This is a genomic window from Paenibacillus sp. Soil724D2 (assembly GCF_001427935.1).
Classification (GTDB): Bacteria; Bacillota; Bacilli; order Paenibacillales; family NBRC-103111; genus Paenibacillus_E.
On sequence record NZ_LMRY01000023.1, the window covers coordinates 125056 to 142238 of the forward strand.

20 protein-coding genes are annotated in these 17183 nt (G+C 45.9%); 9 read left to right on the forward strand and 11 right to left on the reverse strand.

The genetic code is table 11. From position 1 onward, the window contains the following. Nucleotides 1–47 precede the first annotated feature (47 nt). Genes ASG85_RS19780 through ASG85_RS38015 form a run of 3 tightly spaced genes read right to left on the reverse strand, consistent with a single transcriptional unit; the run spans nt 48 to nt 1881 of the window. Nucleotides 48–1196 carry a transglutaminase domain-containing protein gene (locus tag ASG85_RS19780; RefSeq protein ID WP_057307576.1) on the reverse strand — a complete coding sequence of 383 codons (1149 nt, stop codon included), beginning with the start codon at nt 1194–1196 and terminating at the stop codon, nt 48–50. A 40-nt stretch (nt 1197–1236) separates the two neighbouring features. After that, on the reverse strand, nt 1237–1671 hold the full coding sequence (locus ASG85_RS19785) for a hypothetical protein (RefSeq protein WP_057307577.1): 435 nt from the start codon (nt 1669–1671) through the stop codon (nt 1237–1239). Between the two features lie 54 nt (nt 1672–1725). Continuing rightward, entirely contained in the window at nt 1726–1881 is a 156-nt protein-coding gene (locus ASG85_RS38015) for a hypothetical protein (RefSeq protein WP_156390273.1), read from the reverse strand. A 111-nt stretch (nt 1882–1992) separates the two neighbouring features. Here ASG85_RS38015 and ASG85_RS19790 point away from each other — a divergent pair, with 111 nt between their 5' ends. Both ASG85_RS19790 and ASG85_RS19795 read left to right on the forward strand, forming a co-directional pair. Then, nucleotides 1993–3159 carry an MFS transporter gene (locus ASG85_RS19790; RefSeq protein ID WP_057307578.1) on the forward strand — a complete coding sequence of 389 codons (1167 nt, stop codon included), beginning with the start codon at nt 1993–1995 and terminating at the stop codon, nt 3157–3159. A gap of 168 nt (nt 3160–3327) precedes the next feature. Further along, nucleotides 3328–3681 (forward strand): toprim domain-containing protein, encoded by a 354-nt coding sequence (locus ASG85_RS19795; protein WP_060647556.1) that lies wholly within the window; start codon nt 3328–3330, stop codon nt 3679–3681. 21 nt (nt 3682–3702) lie between these two features. On the opposite strand, the gene ASG85_RS19800 is transcribed toward ASG85_RS19795, so the two are convergent. The 8 genes from ASG85_RS19800 to ASG85_RS19835 all read right to left on the reverse strand — a co-directional run bounded on the left by ASG85_RS19800 (nt 3703) and on the right by ASG85_RS19835 (nt 10284). After that, nucleotides 3703–4335 carry an SCO family protein gene (locus ASG85_RS19800; RefSeq protein ID WP_057307580.1) on the reverse strand — a complete coding sequence of 211 codons (633 nt, stop codon included), beginning with the start codon at nt 4333–4335 and terminating at the stop codon, nt 3703–3705. 17 nt (nt 4336–4352) lie between these two features. After that, nucleotides 4353–5330, reverse strand: coding sequence for a heme o synthase (gene cyoE / locus ASG85_RS19805; RefSeq protein WP_235549492.1), 978 nt, complete (start codon nt 5328–5330; stop codon nt 4353–4355). Nucleotides 5331–5536: 206 nt separating this feature from the next. After that, the gene (locus ASG85_RS19810) at nt 5537–6391 is read right to left on the reverse strand and encodes an urease accessory protein UreD (RefSeq protein WP_060647557.1); all 855 of its coding nucleotides are present in this window, start codon (nt 6389–6391) and stop codon (nt 5537–5539) included. Next, nucleotides 6384–7049 (reverse strand): urease accessory protein UreG, encoded by a 666-nt coding sequence (ureG, locus tag ASG85_RS19815; RefSeq protein WP_060647558.1) that lies wholly within the window; start codon nt 7047–7049, stop codon nt 6384–6386. Before ureG ends, ASG85_RS19810 begins: the two co-directional genes overlap by 8 nt. A gap of 55 nt (nt 7050–7104) precedes the next feature. Next, nucleotides 7105–7830, reverse strand: coding sequence for an urease accessory protein UreF (locus tag ASG85_RS19820; protein WP_235550181.1), 726 nt, complete (start codon nt 7828–7830; stop codon nt 7105–7107). Between the two features lie 41 nt (nt 7831–7871). Further along, nucleotides 7872–9554, reverse strand: coding sequence for an urease subunit alpha (gene ureC / locus ASG85_RS19825; RefSeq protein ID WP_060647646.1), 1683 nt, complete (start codon nt 9552–9554; stop codon nt 7872–7874). 13 nt (nt 9555–9567) lie between these two features. After that, on the reverse strand, nt 9568–9951 hold the full coding sequence (locus ASG85_RS19830; protein ID WP_060647559.1) for an urease subunit beta: 384 nt from the start codon (nt 9949–9951) through the stop codon (nt 9568–9570). 30 nt (nt 9952–9981) lie between these two features. Continuing rightward, entirely contained in the window at nt 9982–10284 is a 303-nt protein-coding gene (locus tag ASG85_RS19835; protein WP_029194808.1) for an urease subunit gamma, read from the reverse strand. Between the two features lie 283 nt (nt 10285–10567). On the opposite strand from ASG85_RS19835, the gene urtA reads away from it, so the two are divergent. From urtA to gerQ, 7 genes are all read left to right on the forward strand, one after another. Next, entirely contained in the window at nt 10568–11842 is a 1275-nt protein-coding gene (urtA, locus tag ASG85_RS19840) for an urea ABC transporter substrate-binding protein (RefSeq protein ID WP_057307584.1), read from the forward strand. A 173-nt stretch (nt 11843–12015) separates the two neighbouring features. After that, nucleotides 12016–12921: an urea ABC transporter permease subunit UrtB gene (urtB, locus tag ASG85_RS19845; RefSeq protein ID WP_057307585.1), complete on the forward strand. Its 906-nt coding sequence runs from the start codon at nt 12016–12018 to the stop codon at nt 12919–12921. 21 nt (nt 12922–12942) lie between these two features. Then, nucleotides 12943–14019, forward strand: coding sequence for an urea ABC transporter permease subunit UrtC (gene urtC, locus ASG85_RS19850; RefSeq protein ID WP_057307586.1), 1077 nt, complete (start codon nt 12943–12945; stop codon nt 14017–14019). A 49-nt stretch (nt 14020–14068) separates the two neighbouring features. Beyond that, nucleotides 14069–14860 carry an urea ABC transporter ATP-binding protein UrtD gene (urtD, locus tag ASG85_RS19855; RefSeq protein ID WP_057307587.1) on the forward strand — a complete coding sequence of 264 codons (792 nt, stop codon included), beginning with the start codon at nt 14069–14071 and terminating at the stop codon, nt 14858–14860. Then, nucleotides 14853–15548, forward strand: coding sequence for an urea ABC transporter ATP-binding subunit UrtE (urtE, locus tag ASG85_RS19860; RefSeq protein ID WP_057307588.1), 696 nt, complete (start codon nt 14853–14855; stop codon nt 15546–15548). The genes urtD and urtE overlap by 8 nt, the downstream gene beginning before the upstream one ends. Before the next feature lie 225 nt (nt 15549–15773). After that, the gene (locus tag ASG85_RS19865) at nt 15774–16460 is read left to right on the forward strand and encodes a response regulator transcription factor (protein WP_057307589.1); all 687 of its coding nucleotides are present in this window, start codon (nt 15774–15776) and stop codon (nt 16458–16460) included. Nucleotides 16461–16546: 86 nt separating this feature from the next. Then, nucleotides 16547–17131: a spore coat protein GerQ gene (gene gerQ, locus ASG85_RS39750; RefSeq protein ID WP_414858763.1), complete on the forward strand. Its 585-nt coding sequence runs from the start codon at nt 16547–16549 to the stop codon at nt 17129–17131. Nucleotides 17132–17183 lie beyond the last annotated feature (52 nt).

Here is a 17183-nt window from a genome sequence, read left to right on the forward strand (position 1 = left end):
AAGCCCTCCTTTGATCTCCAAAGGAAAGGCTTCATACTGATACTTTTCTAAGCGTCCTTGACATGAGTTTGGTCGAAGTTAGGCGGATTGAACCAGTTGCCTCCGCTTGCCACCCAGGTGGAATCTAGCGGTACCCAGCGATCCGACTCTTTCAGGTAAACCTCATTCCAAGCGTGAGGACCGTAGCTGCCCTGCCCATCGTAGCCTAGTCCAGTCACTACTTTCACATCAAGGCCGATGGATCTGGCCATCTGTGCATACAACCTGGAGTAGTCTATACAAACTCCTTCGCGGGTGTTGAAGGTATCCTCCGGCGTCTGTTCCTTCCAGATTCGTTTCTCTTCATAAAGGGTTACCTTATTCCAATCATATTTGACGTAGTTGCCTACCCATTTATACAACAGCTTGGCCTTCTCTTCATCCGTCTTCCCACTGGCGGTTACTTCTTTGGCTGTATCTGAAATATTGCCTGGAATTTTCGCGTCTAGAACTTCATACTTACGCTGCAGGATATTCGTAAATTCCTGTTCAACAGCACGTGTGAACACTGGCACTTTGTCGGCAATGAAGTCACCCGTGAAGGGTGAAATGACTTCTTTTGCACCTTTCTGATACATCTGGGATGATTCAATATAAGGTGTGACCAAAGAGTGCGGGAATAACGTTACATAAATGAAAAGCACAGCAATAAGTATGAGGGCCCTAGCGAATCCTGCGACAGAACCAATGGCTCCACCAGACACAGAACTAATAAAAGAGTTGCTGCGCTCTCTGTAAGGATCACGATTAGCCAACCAACCTCCTAGCAAAGGATCAACCAATAGGTTCAGCAATTGCTTCACGATCATATAGCCAAGTAAAAACAGTACACCGAAACGCAGCAGCGGGAAATCACGGATACTCGTCATGACTGTATAATAAGTTTGTTTAAGCATGCTTATCTCTACGGATGGAATTTGTAAATTCTGTCCTTTCAGCCAGGTTTGAATCATTGGCGATACCCACTGGACCCCTTTCCACGCGATAAACATGGACAGGATGACGATAACCGCCTCCACGAGCATAGACAGAAGATGTTTGGCAGAACCTGAACCTCCCCGGAAAAATCCTTGAACGACAGAGCCTGCAAATGTGAGAACGATCACGATGGATATTAAATTTATCGAAGTTGATTGTAACCACGTCATATCCGTCATGATTCCTCACCATCCTATTTTAATAATCATATTACTCTACTTACTGCTTAGCGTTTTTCTTTGCTTCCTCGATGAAAGCATTAACGGCTGCGTTCGCGTTCATCTTAAACGTTTTACCAAGAAAGGTGACTTGTACTTCATCCGTCCCAGCTTTGCCTTCCACCTTCAAGCTCTTCGTCGTAATGAGGAAGGAACCATCGGGATTCGCTTTAAATTGGGCATCTTTAGCTTCCGAGGTCAACGTACTGACCGCCTTATCTTTGATTTCATCCCCAACTTGCGAGACCACGCTTGCCCCAATATCCTTTATTTTATCCTTATAGCTCGCTCCATAAACGACAAGAGCCCCAACAATCGCAATGACCAGAATCCATTTCACCACAGTTTTCACAATACCGATCACGATAAAAAGCACAATAATAGCGGCCACAATTAAGTACCAACGATCCTGCGCAAAGGAAATCCACTGATCCAAACTAACCCCTCCTATTTATCCAAAAGTCCCTTCCTATCATACTACAGGGAATCCTTAATCTTCATCTCTTTTTTTCCTTAACAGGGCTAACTTACGTTCGATCTCCTCTGTTTTATCGATTCTACTTCTCGTCTTTCGAAAAGACTGTCTCAACCGAAAAACCAGGAAAATAGCCACGCCGGCAAGTAAAACAATCACATATGCATCCATAAAGCCTCCTAAAAACAGAATTGTGTCATTTGTATGGAAAGGTCATATCTATGGGACGAGCGGCGTACATCTTAAGAAGAGACAAGTCTAAAAGATTGAGGTGGTGAGAACATGCGAACGGCTATTTGGTTGTACTTATTTATGTTTGTTGCTTTTTTTGATTTACACGCGCAGTACCCGATTCTTTCTCCCTTCGCCTTATCTTTAGGAGCAGCTCCTTCCTTTATAGGGCTAATTATGGGCGTATACTCGATCACACACTTGCCTGGGAATCTGATCGCTGGTTATGGCGTAGACAAATACGGAAGTAAAATCTTTATCGTCTTTAGCCTGATTGTAGCAGGGATCATCTTACTTTTTCAATCCAATGTGAAAGATCCTTGGCACTTGCTATACATTCGTTCGATTAGCGGATTCGTGCTCGCCTTCTTATCTCCTGCCTGCTTATCGTTGCTTGCACGCATAGCTAGGGATCGCATACATCAAAGTAAACTGATGGCTGGCAACGGTCTCATACATACCCTTGCTTCCGTGGTATCTCCAGCGGCAGGCGCTGTATTAGTTGCCAAAATCGGTTTCACAACTGCCTTCTCCGTCTTAGGTTGGATTCTGATTATCACAGGCATACTTGCCATCTTCGGTGTGAAAGAAAAGCAGCTTTTAGCCCAAACAGGGAGCAAATCTCCCATCTTAGATCACCATGGTCATGGCATGCTGGGTGATGAATCAGATGTACCCGCCAGCGTAACGATTCCATGGTTATTCTTTCTCATTCCGATGGCACTCTCCTGCTCACAAGGCATTCTTTTCTTTGAGCTTCCACTTATGCAGTCGGCCAGAGACTCTATTCTAACGTCCGGCGTTTTTTTCACTTTAATCAGCTTAGGCGCCCTGTTAAGCATCAGCTTCTGGTTCTTAAATAAGATTCCTCCGTTTATTCGAACGGTCTGTGGAAGTTTATCACTTGCGGTCGTTTTCTTCGGTTTAGCCATTCAGTGGCCGATACCGCTCACCGTTTCTCTTTTCCTAATCGGAATGGCGAAAGGAGTCATTTATCCCGCTCTTGCTGCTCTTCTTGCCGGCATAACAAGCAGCAATCGATATGGACGCGTCTTTTCCCTTCTTTCCATCTCCTATTCCGTCGGCGCCTTTATCGGTCCAATGATGGCCGGACAGCTTCGCGACCACATTTCCTCTTACTTCATCGCGTTTTTCGTCTTAATGTTAGCACTTTCCCTCTTACCGCTGCGCACATTTAAAACGCCAATCACAACGTAATTGCCGATTAAATGGCGGCTTGAGCTTATCAAGCCGTCTTTTGCGCTGTCAATCCCTGTCATTTCCCGGGAAATGACAGCATCATATTTGCCTAATCGTCGAATGAAATCCTTGGATCACTTGCGAAAACGGGTTATACTACAAAAAAACCTAAAGCGAGGAAATCCCATGTCGATTGTAATCATAGTAGAAGGAAAAAATGATAAAAGCCGATTAAAACGCGTGGTTGATGAAAGTGTCTTGATCTTGTGTACATTCGGTACCCCCAGCTCATTAACTCTCGAAGACCTGAGGAAAAAAGCGGACGACAATCATGTGTTCATATTTACGGATAATGACGCTTCCGGCAAAAAGATCCGATTTCTATTGCGAGAAACGTTTCCAGATGCAGAACACATATATACGCGTAGAGGGTATGCTGGCGTGGAAGGAACACCTGAGGAATACATCATTCAGCAATTAGAAAAAGCAGGGCTGGATGAGTATATCAAATACCCCGCTCCAGACCCTGCTTATGAATAATTAATACGATGAAGGATTGACTTACTTTCCTTTAGATAAGGTCACGACATCTTTGACAATATGGTCAACATCCAACTCTGGATTGCTTGCATCATAATAATTCCGGAGTTTTCCTTTTGGGTCAACCAGCAAAATTGCATTGGAATGCGAGAAATTACCATCTTTCTCTTTAACCACCATAATGCCAAAATCTTCAGCAAGCTTGTGAATCTTCGATTCCTCACCACGGAGGAATGTCCACCCGCCCGGAACTGGCTTCGATTCAAATCGGTTACCGAATTCTTTAAGCACTTCCGGTGTATCTCGCTTTGGATCGACTGTTATGGAGACAATTTCCGCTTTAGTACCCAGTAAGTCTTTTTTCTTCAAGGATTCCTGAACCTGAGAAAGCAAGAATGTCGTCGGCATACAAACATCCGGGCAAAAGGAATAAAAGAAGTAGACAAGCCTAACCTTACCATCCATATCTTGCGAGGTAACAGTTTTGCCATCTAAGTCCTGCAGTTGAAACGAAGGAGCTTGTTTCATTGCTGTTAAACGTTGGTCCGGTTCACTGCTGTTAGCCCATAATTTATAGGCAAATGATGCAATCATGGCAATTAAAATAGCGCCCAGCGCTAGCTTAAACCAATTTTTTCCTAAAAACGTACTCATGACTTCAGCCCTCAATTCTAACTAATTTTCACGGTATCTATGACCATGAGGAACGATAAGAGAGTTAAATACAATAGTGAGAACAGGAACATACGCTTAGCCCATACCACTTCGGCCTCACCTGTTGCCTTAAAGCCTTTGATACTCATGAAAGCCCAAATCAATCCTAAGATGGTTGATGCGAATAAAAACATGTAACCTACATATCCGTAAGCCGTTAACATCACAGTTACAGGTACAAGTAAAACCACATAACGCACCATACTGATTTTGGTTACGTAAGTCCCCTTCACGACGGGTAAAAGCGGGAATCCTGCAGCGCGATATTCTTCCATTCGGCGAATCCCAAGAGCCCAGAAATGCGGAGGCTGCCAGAGGAATAAGAAAGCAAAAAGGAGAATAGCACCTAGATCAACCGTACCACTTACAGCACAGTATCCAATAACGGGAGGAGTAGCGCCAGAGAATGCCCCAACGAATGTACTCCAGACCGAAGTTCTCTTAAACCATGCGGTATAAAGCCAAACATACAAGAACAATCCAATCAGTCCGATCAACGTTGCAAGCGGGGATTCCGCTCCAAAATATAGGACTCCTAAACCGATGGTCCCTAAAATAATACCGTACCATAGAACGACATTCGCACTCATTCTCCCGCTTGGAAGAGCTCTATTTTGCGTCCGCTCCATCTTTGCATCCATTTCTCGGTCCAAATAATTGTTGAGTACCGTTCCTCCTGCCATGACAAGAGCAGTTCCTAGCATGGTCATAATAAGGTGTACCCAGCTTACATCCCAATGGGCAGCAACCCAGTAGCCAGCAAAGGCCGTCATTAAATTGGAATAAATAATGCCTGGCTTTACCAAGCGGTAGAAATCTTTCAAGGTCACCGGCTCAGCCGATGCTTGTATATTGCTAGCTTCTATGGATTCTGTCCCAATGGACCCTTGTGACGAACCGTTCGAAACGCTTTCGTAGCTAACTTGATTTTCCACGTAAACGTCCTCCTCTATGTCGAATTTCCGAGCAAACTGAATAATGAACATTCTCATCATACCAACCCTTACATCGTTTGACAATGAAGTGCAGTCAGTTGTCATCATATTGTCGATTCTCCTTCCAGTATGCGTGGAAAATGATCGGAACATTCGATTTCTATATAAAAAGGAGCCCCCAAGGGCCCCTTCCATGTTTAATCCTATTATTTATTAACCAAGAGTGGCGTTAATGCAAATAAGTTTCGGCGAATATCATGCCATGCCTTCGTCATAGCCAGTTGTAATTCCCAAGCATGTCTTCCCATGACGGTGACGATTAAACCGTATTTATACGTAAGACTGGCTCCAATGCGGACCTCTTTACCCTCAAGCTTTTCAAGACTCTCCAGTACTTTCTCGAGATGCAGCTGTTTAAGTCGATCCGAGAAAATGTATAGATTGCCGAGATGTGTTTCCCGCTCCCAGCAACCTGGCGCTGATAACTGCATAGTTTGCGGTTCAATTCTTTGATTCTGATAAAAAATCAATTCCTTGCCATGCCAAACTTTCATACGATTCACATAACGGGAGTACTGAAATATTTCGCCTCGCTGCGTTCGTCCCGGGCAACATACGTCCGAGAAAATCAAGGCTGACCCTGGTGATAAATGAACATCCATTTCTGCGACTAGGCTTGCATCCTTATAGAGCATTAAAGGCTCTGGGATGTATTCCAGCAGCGCGTCAGCTTCCAAATGCAGCGTCTGACGCTGTGTGCTTCCGTGACCAACCTCAGACGGATGAACCTTCGTGAACGATTGGTTCGTTAGAAAAACACGTGCGCCCTCCCCAAGGCGCACGTTGATTTCGTAATGATCTCCCGACATGAGTCCTGGGGAGCAGTCCATCATATAGACGCCCAATTGATCCGCAGGATGGGCGTCCTGGATGAGCGTTTCGTTCTCGTAACGAAACGTTTTGGCGATTTTAAGCGGGGAAGCGTGGTATTTGTGGACGAGCTGCGTCAAGCCGCTGCGTACTGCAAATTCCGCCTTAATCTCCCCGGTCACGCTAGGCATGGCTGAACTCCTGTTCCACCCATGTGACAATATCGTTAAGCCCTGTGCCGCCCATCAGGTTTGAGAAAATATACGGTCGGTTGCCGCGCATCTTCTTCGTATCCGAATCCATCACTTCCAGGCTAGCGCCTACATACGGGGCTAGATCGATTTTGTTGATTATGAGCATATCAGAACGCATAATGCCAGGTCCTCCTTTGCGCGGTATTTTCTCCCCTTGGGCGACATCTATAATATAGATGAAGCGATCCACCAGCTCTGGGCTGAACGCTGCTGCCAAGTTATCGCCGCCGCTCTCGATGAAAATAATATCGAGATTATCGAATCGCTTCTCTAGCTCTTCAATAGCTTCGAAATTCATCGAAGCATCCTCGCGAATCGCTGTATGCGGGCATCCGCCTGTTTCTACCCCAATAATGCGGTCCTCGGGCAGTGCCTCGGAGCTAATCAAAATTCGGGCATCTTCCTTTGTGTAGATATCATTCGTAATCACCGCAATACTGTAGCGGTTGTTGAGTTTCCGAGCCAGACGCTCCACTAGCGCTGTTTTGCCGGAACCAACAGGCCCGCCGATCCCAATACGCATGGGGCGACTCCGATCCACCGCTGGTTTTTCCCATTGGTGGTGATGGTGACCTTGACCTTGACCTTGACACATAGTCATTCCTCCTAAAATTATGATTAGGGCAAAATTGCCTTTACGAGTTACACCATTAAGACATGAATAAACGCGAATACAGCGTTTCGTGCTGCATCATGGCCAGATCTGCGGCTGGTGAATTTGTGTAAGCATCCAAGGGATTCAAATGCGCTACACGCTGCCACTCGCTTCCGGTCAAAGGAATTAGTTTCGCAAGAAGAATTTGTCCTTGAGTTTGCCCCATGGACATGAGTCTGAGCGCACTGTTGATGCAGGTCATGATACAGCTGTAAAGATAGCCTTCCGCCGCTTGATGTAAGGGCACACCGAGGTGATAGCTCACCCATCCATGGACAATCGGATGATTGGAGCTGCAGCGGCCGGCTTTCAGAGCCTCGTCCAGAGGCTGCCAGTTCAGCTCGGGGTACATCGAGCGCGATAGTTGGAGAAGCCTGCGGCCCATCTTTTGAACGCCGCTCCTCGCTTCACTCGATACACGCTGCACATGCAGCATGTGATCGATCTCCCAGAGCTGATCCCATTCCTCCCTTGGAATATGGGTATAGGCAGCTTTGATTACCATCGCATCTGACGTTGCCCAGCTATTAGCGAGCATTGTGCGAATATAAGCTTCGAGCTCTTCAATCGTTGTTAATCGCTCTTGCTGAACGAGCGTTTCCAAACCAAAGGAATGTGAGAATCCGCCAATGGGCAATGCTGAATCTAGAAGCTGTTGATAAGCAAGCCAGTGAAACCTCGGCGTCATCTCTTCAATGAATGTCATTGTCTTTGTTGCCATCGCTTTTATGTCGTCACCTCGATCGGGGACTTCCCACTCTTTTAAAATAAGAAATATAACTGCGCCATTGGCAGCTCGGTCGCCGGTTCACATGTAATGGCTTCCCCATCAACTTTCACTTCATAGGTCTCTGGATTTACTTCAATGGAGGGTGTTCCGTTATTATGAATCATGTCTTTCTTCGATATATGGCGACACCCTTTCACAGGCTCAACACGCTTTTGGAGTCCTAATTTCTCAGCGATGCCGCGATCATAAGCTGCTTGAGAGACGAAGGTAATCGAGCTCTGCGTCAAAGCTTTACCAAAAGCAGCAAACATCGGACGTCCAAATACAGGCTGCGGCGTTGGAATTGATGCGTTCGGATCTCCCATTTGCGCATAAGCAATGCTGCCGCCTTTGAGCACAAGATCCGGCTTAACCCCGAAGAACATCGGGCTCCATATGACAAGATCTGCGAATTTTCCAGGCTCAATGGAACCGACAAGGTGCGAAATCCCATGCGTAATCGCTGGATTAATCGTATACTTGGCGATATAACGTTTAATCCGGAAATTGTCGCCTTCTTCTGTATCGGGAGCCAGCGGCCCACGCTGTTTCTTCATCTTATCGGCCGTTTGCCATGTACGAATAATGACCTCGCCAACCCGCCCCATTGCTTGGGAATCTGAGCTTAACATGCTGAAGACACCTAGATCATGAAGAATATCCTCCGCAGCAATCGTTTCCGGGCGAATTCGAGAATCCGCGAAAGCAACATCCTCGGGAATACGGCTGTCCAAATGATGACACACCATGAGCATATCCAAATGCTCTTCAATCGTGTTGATCGTATACGGACGTGTCGGGTTTGTTGAAGACGGGAGTACGTTAAGCTCAGCAGCCGCACGGATAATATCCGGCGCGTGCCCCCCGCCTGCTCCTTCAGTATGATACGTATGAATCGTACGGCCCTTAATGGCTGAGAGCGTATCCTCGAGAAATCCCGCTTCATTTAATGTATCGGTATGAATAGCTACTTGAACATCATAGTGGTCCGCTGCTTCGAGACAAGTGTCGATTGCTGCCGGCGTCGTTCCCCAATCTTCATGAAGCTTCAAACCAATAGCTCCCGCTTCAATTTGTTCCGTCAACGGAGCTAGAAAAGAAGCATTACCTTTGCCCGTAAAGCCCAAGTTCATGGGAAAAGCTTCTGCTGCCTCCAGCATACGCTGGAGGTGCCATGCTCCTGGTGTGCAAGTTGTGGCATTCGTACCTGTAGCAGGCCCTGTTCCTCCACCAATCATCGTCGTCACGCCAGAAGAAAGCGCCGTTTCAATTTGCTGGGGACAAATAAAATGAATGTGAGCATCGATCCCGCCCGCGGTTACAATTTTACCTTCACCCGCAATGACTTCCGTACTTGCGCCCACGATCATATTGGGATGCACGCCATCCATGATGTCCGGGTTCCCCGCTTTACCGATACCCACGATATGACCGTCCTTGATGCCGATGTCACCTTTGACAATACCCCAGTGGTCAATGATGACAGCATTCGTTATCAGGGTATCTAGAACGCCTTGGCCACGGGTTGCACCGCTAGATTGCCCCATCCCGTCGCGAATGACCTTACCGCCGCCAAATTTACATTCATCACCGTAGACGGTGTAATCATGTTCGATTTGTGCCCAAAGCTCGGTATCAGCCAAACGAATGGCATCTCCCGTTGTAGGCCCGAACATCAGCGCATAACTTTTACGATTTATTCGATTCACCGGGCTTTCCCTCCCACGCTTGCCATCTTTCTCTCGCAGCACTTGACATATTCCCCTTAGCTGCTAAGCCTTTACTTAAGTTATTTAGTCCATAAGAAAGTTTGGCTCCGCCAAGTTCAACGAGCTGTATAGGTTTCTGTTCCCCCGGCTCAAAACGGACAGCCGTTCCAGCGGGAATGTCCAATCGCATGCCGTAGGCTTGTTCTCTCGTGAATTCCAATGCTCTGTTCACTTCAAAAAAATGAAAATGCGAACCCACCTGAACGGGACGATCTCCTGTATTCGTAACGATAAGATCAATCGTTTGTCTTCCTATATTCATTTCAATATATCCCTTGACTGTTCGATATTCTCCTGGAACCATCTTCTCGCCCCTTTCGATTATTCATTATAGTTAGGTTATTGGTTCGTGTACGGTAACTAATTTAGTACCATCAGGAAACGTAGCCTCTACCTGAACCTCATGAATCATTTGAGGTACACCTTCCATAACTTGCTCCGCTCTCAGAATCGTTGTGCCGAATGCCATTAATTGTGCAACGGTCAATCCATCCCTTGCTCCTTCCATAATCTCGGATGTTAGCAGCGCTATGCTTTCGGGATAATTCAGCTTCAAGCCTCTGGCAAGTCTTCGGCGTGCAAGATCAGCAGCCACAGTAATGAGCAGCTTTTCTTTTTCTCTCTCCGTTAAATGCACATCTTCACCTCATTAAAATCCGAATATTGGTAATCCTTTATCCTTATTATATTCGTGTATTCCAAGATTGTAAATCATTAATGTTAGATATAATGACATCAAACCAACAATTTCTGAAGTTATTTTCCGTATTTTATGTGATTTTCACAAAGGAATAACTAATTTTTGTGCGCCACTAACAAAAAAACCTTTATAAATGTCATATATGTTGACACTAACTTGTTTCGCACTTTATCATAAGCCTTGTAATCCAAATCTTGTAAACAAAGGGAGTGGGACGTGAATGAGAGAGATACGAAACAAAGGTAAGCTCACAGTCGCTTTGAGTATGGCTTTGATGATGGTCATGGCTGGCTGTGCAAAGACGGAGCCAACTGCATCCACGACAACTACACCTATGGCTACCAAAGCCGCAGAAGCTAAAGCGGAGACGAAGGATGAAACAGTACCTGTTGGGATTCTTCACTCACTCACAGGCACCATGTCCATTAGCGAAGTATCTGTAAGAGATGCTGAACTTATGGCGATTGACGAAATTAATGCAGCTGGGGGACTCTTAGGTAAAAAAATCAAGCCTGTGATTGAAGACGGTGCATCCGATTGGCCGACTTTTGCAGAGAAAACGAAGAAGCTACTGCAAAAAGACAGCGTCGTAACGATATTTGGCTGCTGGACATCTGCCAGCCGCAAAGCCGTGCTTCCGGTCGTCGAACAAAACAAAGGCTTGTTGTGGTATCCGGTACAGTATGAAGGCGTGGAATCATCACCTAATATCTTCTACATTGGCGCAACAACGAACCAACAAATTATTCCAGCAGTAACTTGGCTTCTGCAAAACAAAGGCAAGAAATTCTACCTTCTCGGCTCGGACTATGTATTCCCAAGAACAGCCAACAAAATTATTAAAGAGCAGTTGAAAGCTGAAGGCGGATCGCTAGTTGCCGAAGAATACACACCACTTGGACACACGGACTACAATACAATCATTAGTAAAATCAAAAAAGAGAAGCCAGACGTTATTTTCAATACGCTGAACGGCGACAGTAACGTAGCCTTCTTCAAGCAATTGAAAGATGCAGGCATTTCATCCAAGGATCTAACAACAATGTCCGTAAGTATCGCTGAGGAAGAGGTTCGCGGTATTGGAGCATCCGTTCTAGATGGACACTATACAGCTTGGAATTACTACCAAACAACAGATACACCTGAGAATAAAAAATTCGTCGAAGCTTACAAAGCTAAATACGGCAAAGACCGTGTTACGGATGATCCGATCGAAGCTGGTTACACAGCCGTGTACTTATGGGCTGCTGCTGTTAAGAAAGCAGGATCCTTTGACGTAGAGAAAGTGAAAGCTGCTGCCAAAGGTATCGAGTTTAACGCACCTGAAGGTAAAGTGGTTATTGATGGAGAGAATCAACATATTTCCAAAACGGCACGTATCGGTCAAATTACGGCTGATGGCCAAATCAAAGAAATATGGAACTCCGGCCAACCACTCAAACCAGATCCTTTCCTCAAAACATACCCTTGGGGCGGAGAAGTAACGAAAAAATAAAGGTAGTTATTGAGGCCAGGACTGCCTAACAGCAGTCCTGGATTTCACCAAAATATAAGAATTTATATGTTTCACACGATAAGTCGGCTATATTTCTGGATAAACGCCCCCGTCCAAGAAGGACGGCGTAGACGTTTATTTTGTTTACTCGGGGTTCACTGGGAGGGATTGACATGAGTCTGCTGTTTCTTCAATTATTTAACGGTCTAAGCCTTAGCTCCATTTTGCTGTTGATCGCCATAGGTCTTGCGATTACATTCGGCTTGATGAATGTTATGAATATGGCACATGGCGAATTCATCATGATTGGCGCCTACATGGCTTATCTAGTCCAGCAGTGGTTCCAGAAGTTTCTACCGGCTTCCGCTTTCGGATGGTATTTCATCGTATCGATAGGTGTTGCGTTTGCGGTAGCCTTCTTTGTCGGTTGGCTGCTCGAAGTTTTTCTCATTCGATTCATGTACGGCAGACCGCTAGACAGCCTGCTTGCTACTTGGGGAGTAAGCCTTGCGTTGCAGCAGCTTGCGCGCACCATCTTCGGTGCTCCTAATGTGGCTGTTAAAGCACCCGAATGGTTGGAAGGCGGACTTCATCTATCGGCCGACCTCATTCTCCCCTACAAGCGCCTCTTTATTATTGCTTTGGTTGCGTTATGTATCTTGGTGATTTATATGTACCTGTACCACTCTGCCGGAGGAAGACGCATGAGAGCTGTTATGCAAAATCGCGAAATGGCTGCTTGTCTCGGTATTTCCACACGGAGAGTAGATGCTCAGTCCTTCGCTTTTGGCTCCGCTATGGCAGGAATTGCCGGATGCGCCTTAACGCTGCTTGGACCTATTGGACCAACCATAGGCACTTACTATATTGTGGATGCGTTCATGGTTGTTGTACTTGGTGGAATCGGCAAACTGATTGGAACCGTTGCGGGAGCATTAGGTATTGGGGTTTTCAATACAGCATTGGAATACACAACTAGTGCTACGCTTGGTAAAGTACTTGTCTTTACGCTCATAATCGCCTTCTTGCAATGGAAACCGATGGGACTTGTGACGATCCGTTCAAGATCCTTAGATTGAAGAAAGGATGTGGCATCTTCCATGCTCTTAACGGGACAATCCAAGCTTAAATTGTTTGTCTATGCCGTTTTTTTGATCGCTATCGCATTGGCTCCTCTGTTCATGTCAGACTTCCGTCTTTCCCTTCTTGGCAAGTTTCTGGCTTATGCCATCATTGCCATGGGAATTGATCTCATTTGGGGATATACCGGGATTCTTAGCCTCGGCCATGGCGTCTACTTTGGACTTGGCGCTTATTGTATGGCCATGCATCTTAAGCTCGCCGCGACGCCAGATCAGCTGCCCGATTTCATGTCATGGAGCGGTGTTGAGAGATTACCCTGGTTCTGGGTTCCTTTCCATAACGCAGGCGCTGCATTTCTTCTCGCTCTCATCGTTCCAATGATCGTTGCATTCATTTTAGGATACTTTACATTCCGCAATCGCATTAAAGGTGCTTTCTTCTCCATATTATCTCAAGCGCTAGTCATTATTACCGTCACGTTATTTGTTGGTCAACAAGGCTATACAGGTGGAACTAACGGACTAACCAATTTCACCACCTTTCTTGGCTTAAATCTGCAATCACAATCTACGAAATTATTATTTTTCTATCTCACTTTAGCTATTGTTATTGTCGTTCTTATCCTATGCAGCCTGCTCGTTACCAGTCGCATGGGAAACATCCTCACAGCCATTCGTGATGGGGAAAATCGGGTTCGCTTTATTGGCTACAATCCAGTCACCTTTAAAGTATTCATTTACTGCGCTTCAGCAGGATTAGCCGGACTTGCCGGTGTTCTCTTCGTCCTTCAGGAAGGCATTATCTCACCCGCACAAATGGGCATTGTCCCTTCCATTGAAATGGTTCTTTGGGTGGCAATCGGGGGGCGCTCAACGATCGGAGGCGCCGTTCTTGGAGCATTAATCACCAACGCAGCTAAAACAACGTTTAGCGAAGCTTACCCCGCTTGGTGGCCTATTATGCTCGGTGCCATGTTCATTATTGTAGTACTGCTCCTACCTAAAGGTATCGTTGGTACAATTGCACACTACACCTCCAATTGGAAAAAACCCGTGCTTCCTAAGCCGATTTCTTCATCGCAAGAAGCAAGCTAACCATACACCACATCCTTAATGTTATGAAATTTGAAGGGGGAACATCCCAATGCTAGGACAATTAGCGAAACAACAACCTGTAACCGGAGAGAAAATCCTTAGCGTTAAAGGGCTTGAAGTGAGCTTTGATGGATTTAAAGCCTTACGCAATCTGGACTTTTCCCTGCAATATGGCGAGCTTCGGTTTCTCATTGGGCCGAACGGAGCAGGTAAAACAACGCTCTTGGATGTCATCTGCGGGAAAGTGAAGCCTTCACAAGGTCATGTTTATTTCAAAGAATCAATTGATCTTACCAGACACCAAGAACACCAAATTGCACAGCTCGGCATTGGTCGTAAATTCCAAGCACCTTCCGTCTTCTCAACATTAACCGTTTTTGAAAATCTGGCTCTTTCTATGAAACAGCAGCGCGGCCTCCTTAGCGCACTGTGGACCAAGACGACGAGTGAACAGCGAGAACGCTTGCATCTCCGACTCGAGATGATTGGCCTGCAAAGCAAAGTCAATGAGCGAGCAGGATCACTCTCTCACGGCGAGAAACAGTGGCTTGAAATCGGGATGCTGCTTATGCAGGAGCCCGATCTACTGCTGCTGGATGAACCTGCCGCTGGCATGACAGATAGCGAAACTGAGAAAACAGGTGAGCTGCTTCACGAAATAGCGGCTAATCAGACGATCATCGTAGTTGAACACGATATGGAGTTTGTTCGTAAGTTCGCTAGAACGGTCACGGTACTTCATGAAGGCACCGTGCTTCGGGAAGGCACGATGCAGGATATTCAGAATGATGATAAGGTTGCTGAAGTTTATCTAGGAAGGAGAGTGGAGCGAGGTGCTTAACCTTCAGAAGATAGAAGCCGGTTACGGTGAGAGTATGGTTGTACGCCATGTCAACCTTCAGGTGAAGCCTGGGCAAATCGTTTGTCTAATGGGCCGCAACGGTGTAGGGAAATCCACACTCATGAAGAGCATTATGGGACTCATTCAGCCGAAGTCCGGCGCGATCCACTATAATGAACGGGATATAACGTCATTCCCACCGGATCGACGGGCTAAATTAGGGATCGGCTACGTGCCGCAAGGCCGCGAGATTTTCCCACAGCTTACGGTCGAGGAAAACCTGCTGCTTGGGCTTGAAGCTGCAACAGATGGAAGAAAAAAGCTCCCTGATTCTCTTTTCGACACCTTCCCCGTGCTTCGTCAGATGCTTCAACGCAAAGGCGGCGACCTTAGCGGCGGGCAGCAGCAGCAATTAGCGATAGCCCGTGCCTTAGCCCCAGGCCCCAAGCTGCTGCTGCTGGATGAACCGATGGAGGGTATCCAACCTTCTATCGTCATGGAGATTGAAGCCATCATTGAATCAATTAAACGTAATCGAGAAATTGCTGTATTGCTGGTCGAACAAAGCTTAGAGTTCGCTACAAGCATCGCTGATTACTATTATGTATTGGACCGAGGGACAATAGCTGCCGAAGGTCATGCCGAGCATTTGAGCGAAGATCAAGTCCGAAAGCATTTAACGGTATGATTCTCCTTACATGGACTCACATTATAGAAGGAAGCTGGATTACTTGACCTATGAAATTAGGCGTCAAGTACCGTCCAGCTTCTTTTTTTTCATACGAAGGAACTAATTATGAAGTTAAACTGGACGTCACAAAATGTATAATGATAACATGGATATATAGGATCGAATGTTGCGTCCGGCATATCGAGCACCGAACCTTTGGAAGGAAAAGGAGGGGGAACGTTTATGTCTAAGATTTTAATTATTGAAGATGATTTAAGCATTGGTGAAATGATGTCGATTTATCTGTACGAAGAAGGCTATCAAGTCATGCGTGCGGAAAATGGCCGTCAAGGTGTAGTGTTATTCCGAGATTTCGAACCTGATGTCATCGTGCTTGATATTATGCTGCCTGATGTTGACGGAATTCAACTATGCACTGACTTCCGAAATTCGTCAACCATCCCCATTCTTATGGTATCCGCCAAAAATGAGGTCTCCGATCGCGTCAAAGGCCTGCAGACTGGCGCTGATGATTACCTATGCAAACCATTCTCAATGAGGGAATTATCGGCAAGAATACAAGCTTTACTGCGACGTTCACATGCTTTCCCTCCGCCAGTTCAATCTACAGATACGACCGAGCAAGTCGTTCAACTGGATCTAGAGAAACGCTGCCTTTTTGTACATAGCAAACTAATAGAGACCACTTTCTCTGAATTCGAAATTATGAAACTTTTTTGGCAGAATCAAGGACGAGTATACAGCCGGGAGGAGCTTTTGAACCGGGTCCGCGGTTTCGATTCCTATGTAACTGAACGTGCAATCGATGTACATATCGCAAACCTTCGCAAAAAAATAGAAGCTGATCCCAAAGAACCGAAATATATTAAGACGGTTTGGGGTGTCGGTTATAAATTTCTACTTATGTGAGCTCCCATTGGGGCTTTTTTTGTTTGGGTAATCCAGCAAAAACCAGTCACCAAATAGGCAGATGCACAATATGATGATTATGGATAATGACACGCACTAAGAATTTGTTTCAAATTTCAATTATGAAGAAAGCTTTCTCAAGGAAAGCTCAAGGAGGAAACACAAAAATGTTGAATAGCCCTTACAGAATCGGTAATCAAGGAAACCAAGGCATGACCTCACAAGCCCCTTACGGATATCCTTTTCCGGCTTATCCCGTTCCAACAACGGGTGCGAATAAACCTGCGCCAAGTGGAGCTGGATTTCCACCTGCTGGAACTGCTTTTCCACCGACGGGAGCGGCATTTCCACCTACTGGCGGTCTGCAAACCGGTGTAAATGTACCAGGTCTTCTCCCCATGGAAGAATCTTATATCGAAAATATTCTCCGTTTGAACCTTGGTAAAATGGCTACAATCTACATGACATACGAAAATAACTCGCAATGGAATGCCAAAATTTTCAAAGGCAAACTTGAGGCAGCTGGCCGCGATCATATTATCATCAGCGATCCAGCCACTGGTATGCGTTTCTTATTGCTCATGGTGAATCTAGACTACATTACATTCGACGAGGAACTTCAGTATTACTATCCATACTCTGGCGGCGGACCCGGCCAACAGAGAGCATAAATTAGATCACACATAAAGCCGTTTGCTCTTTCGTTAGAGCAGCGGCTTTTTT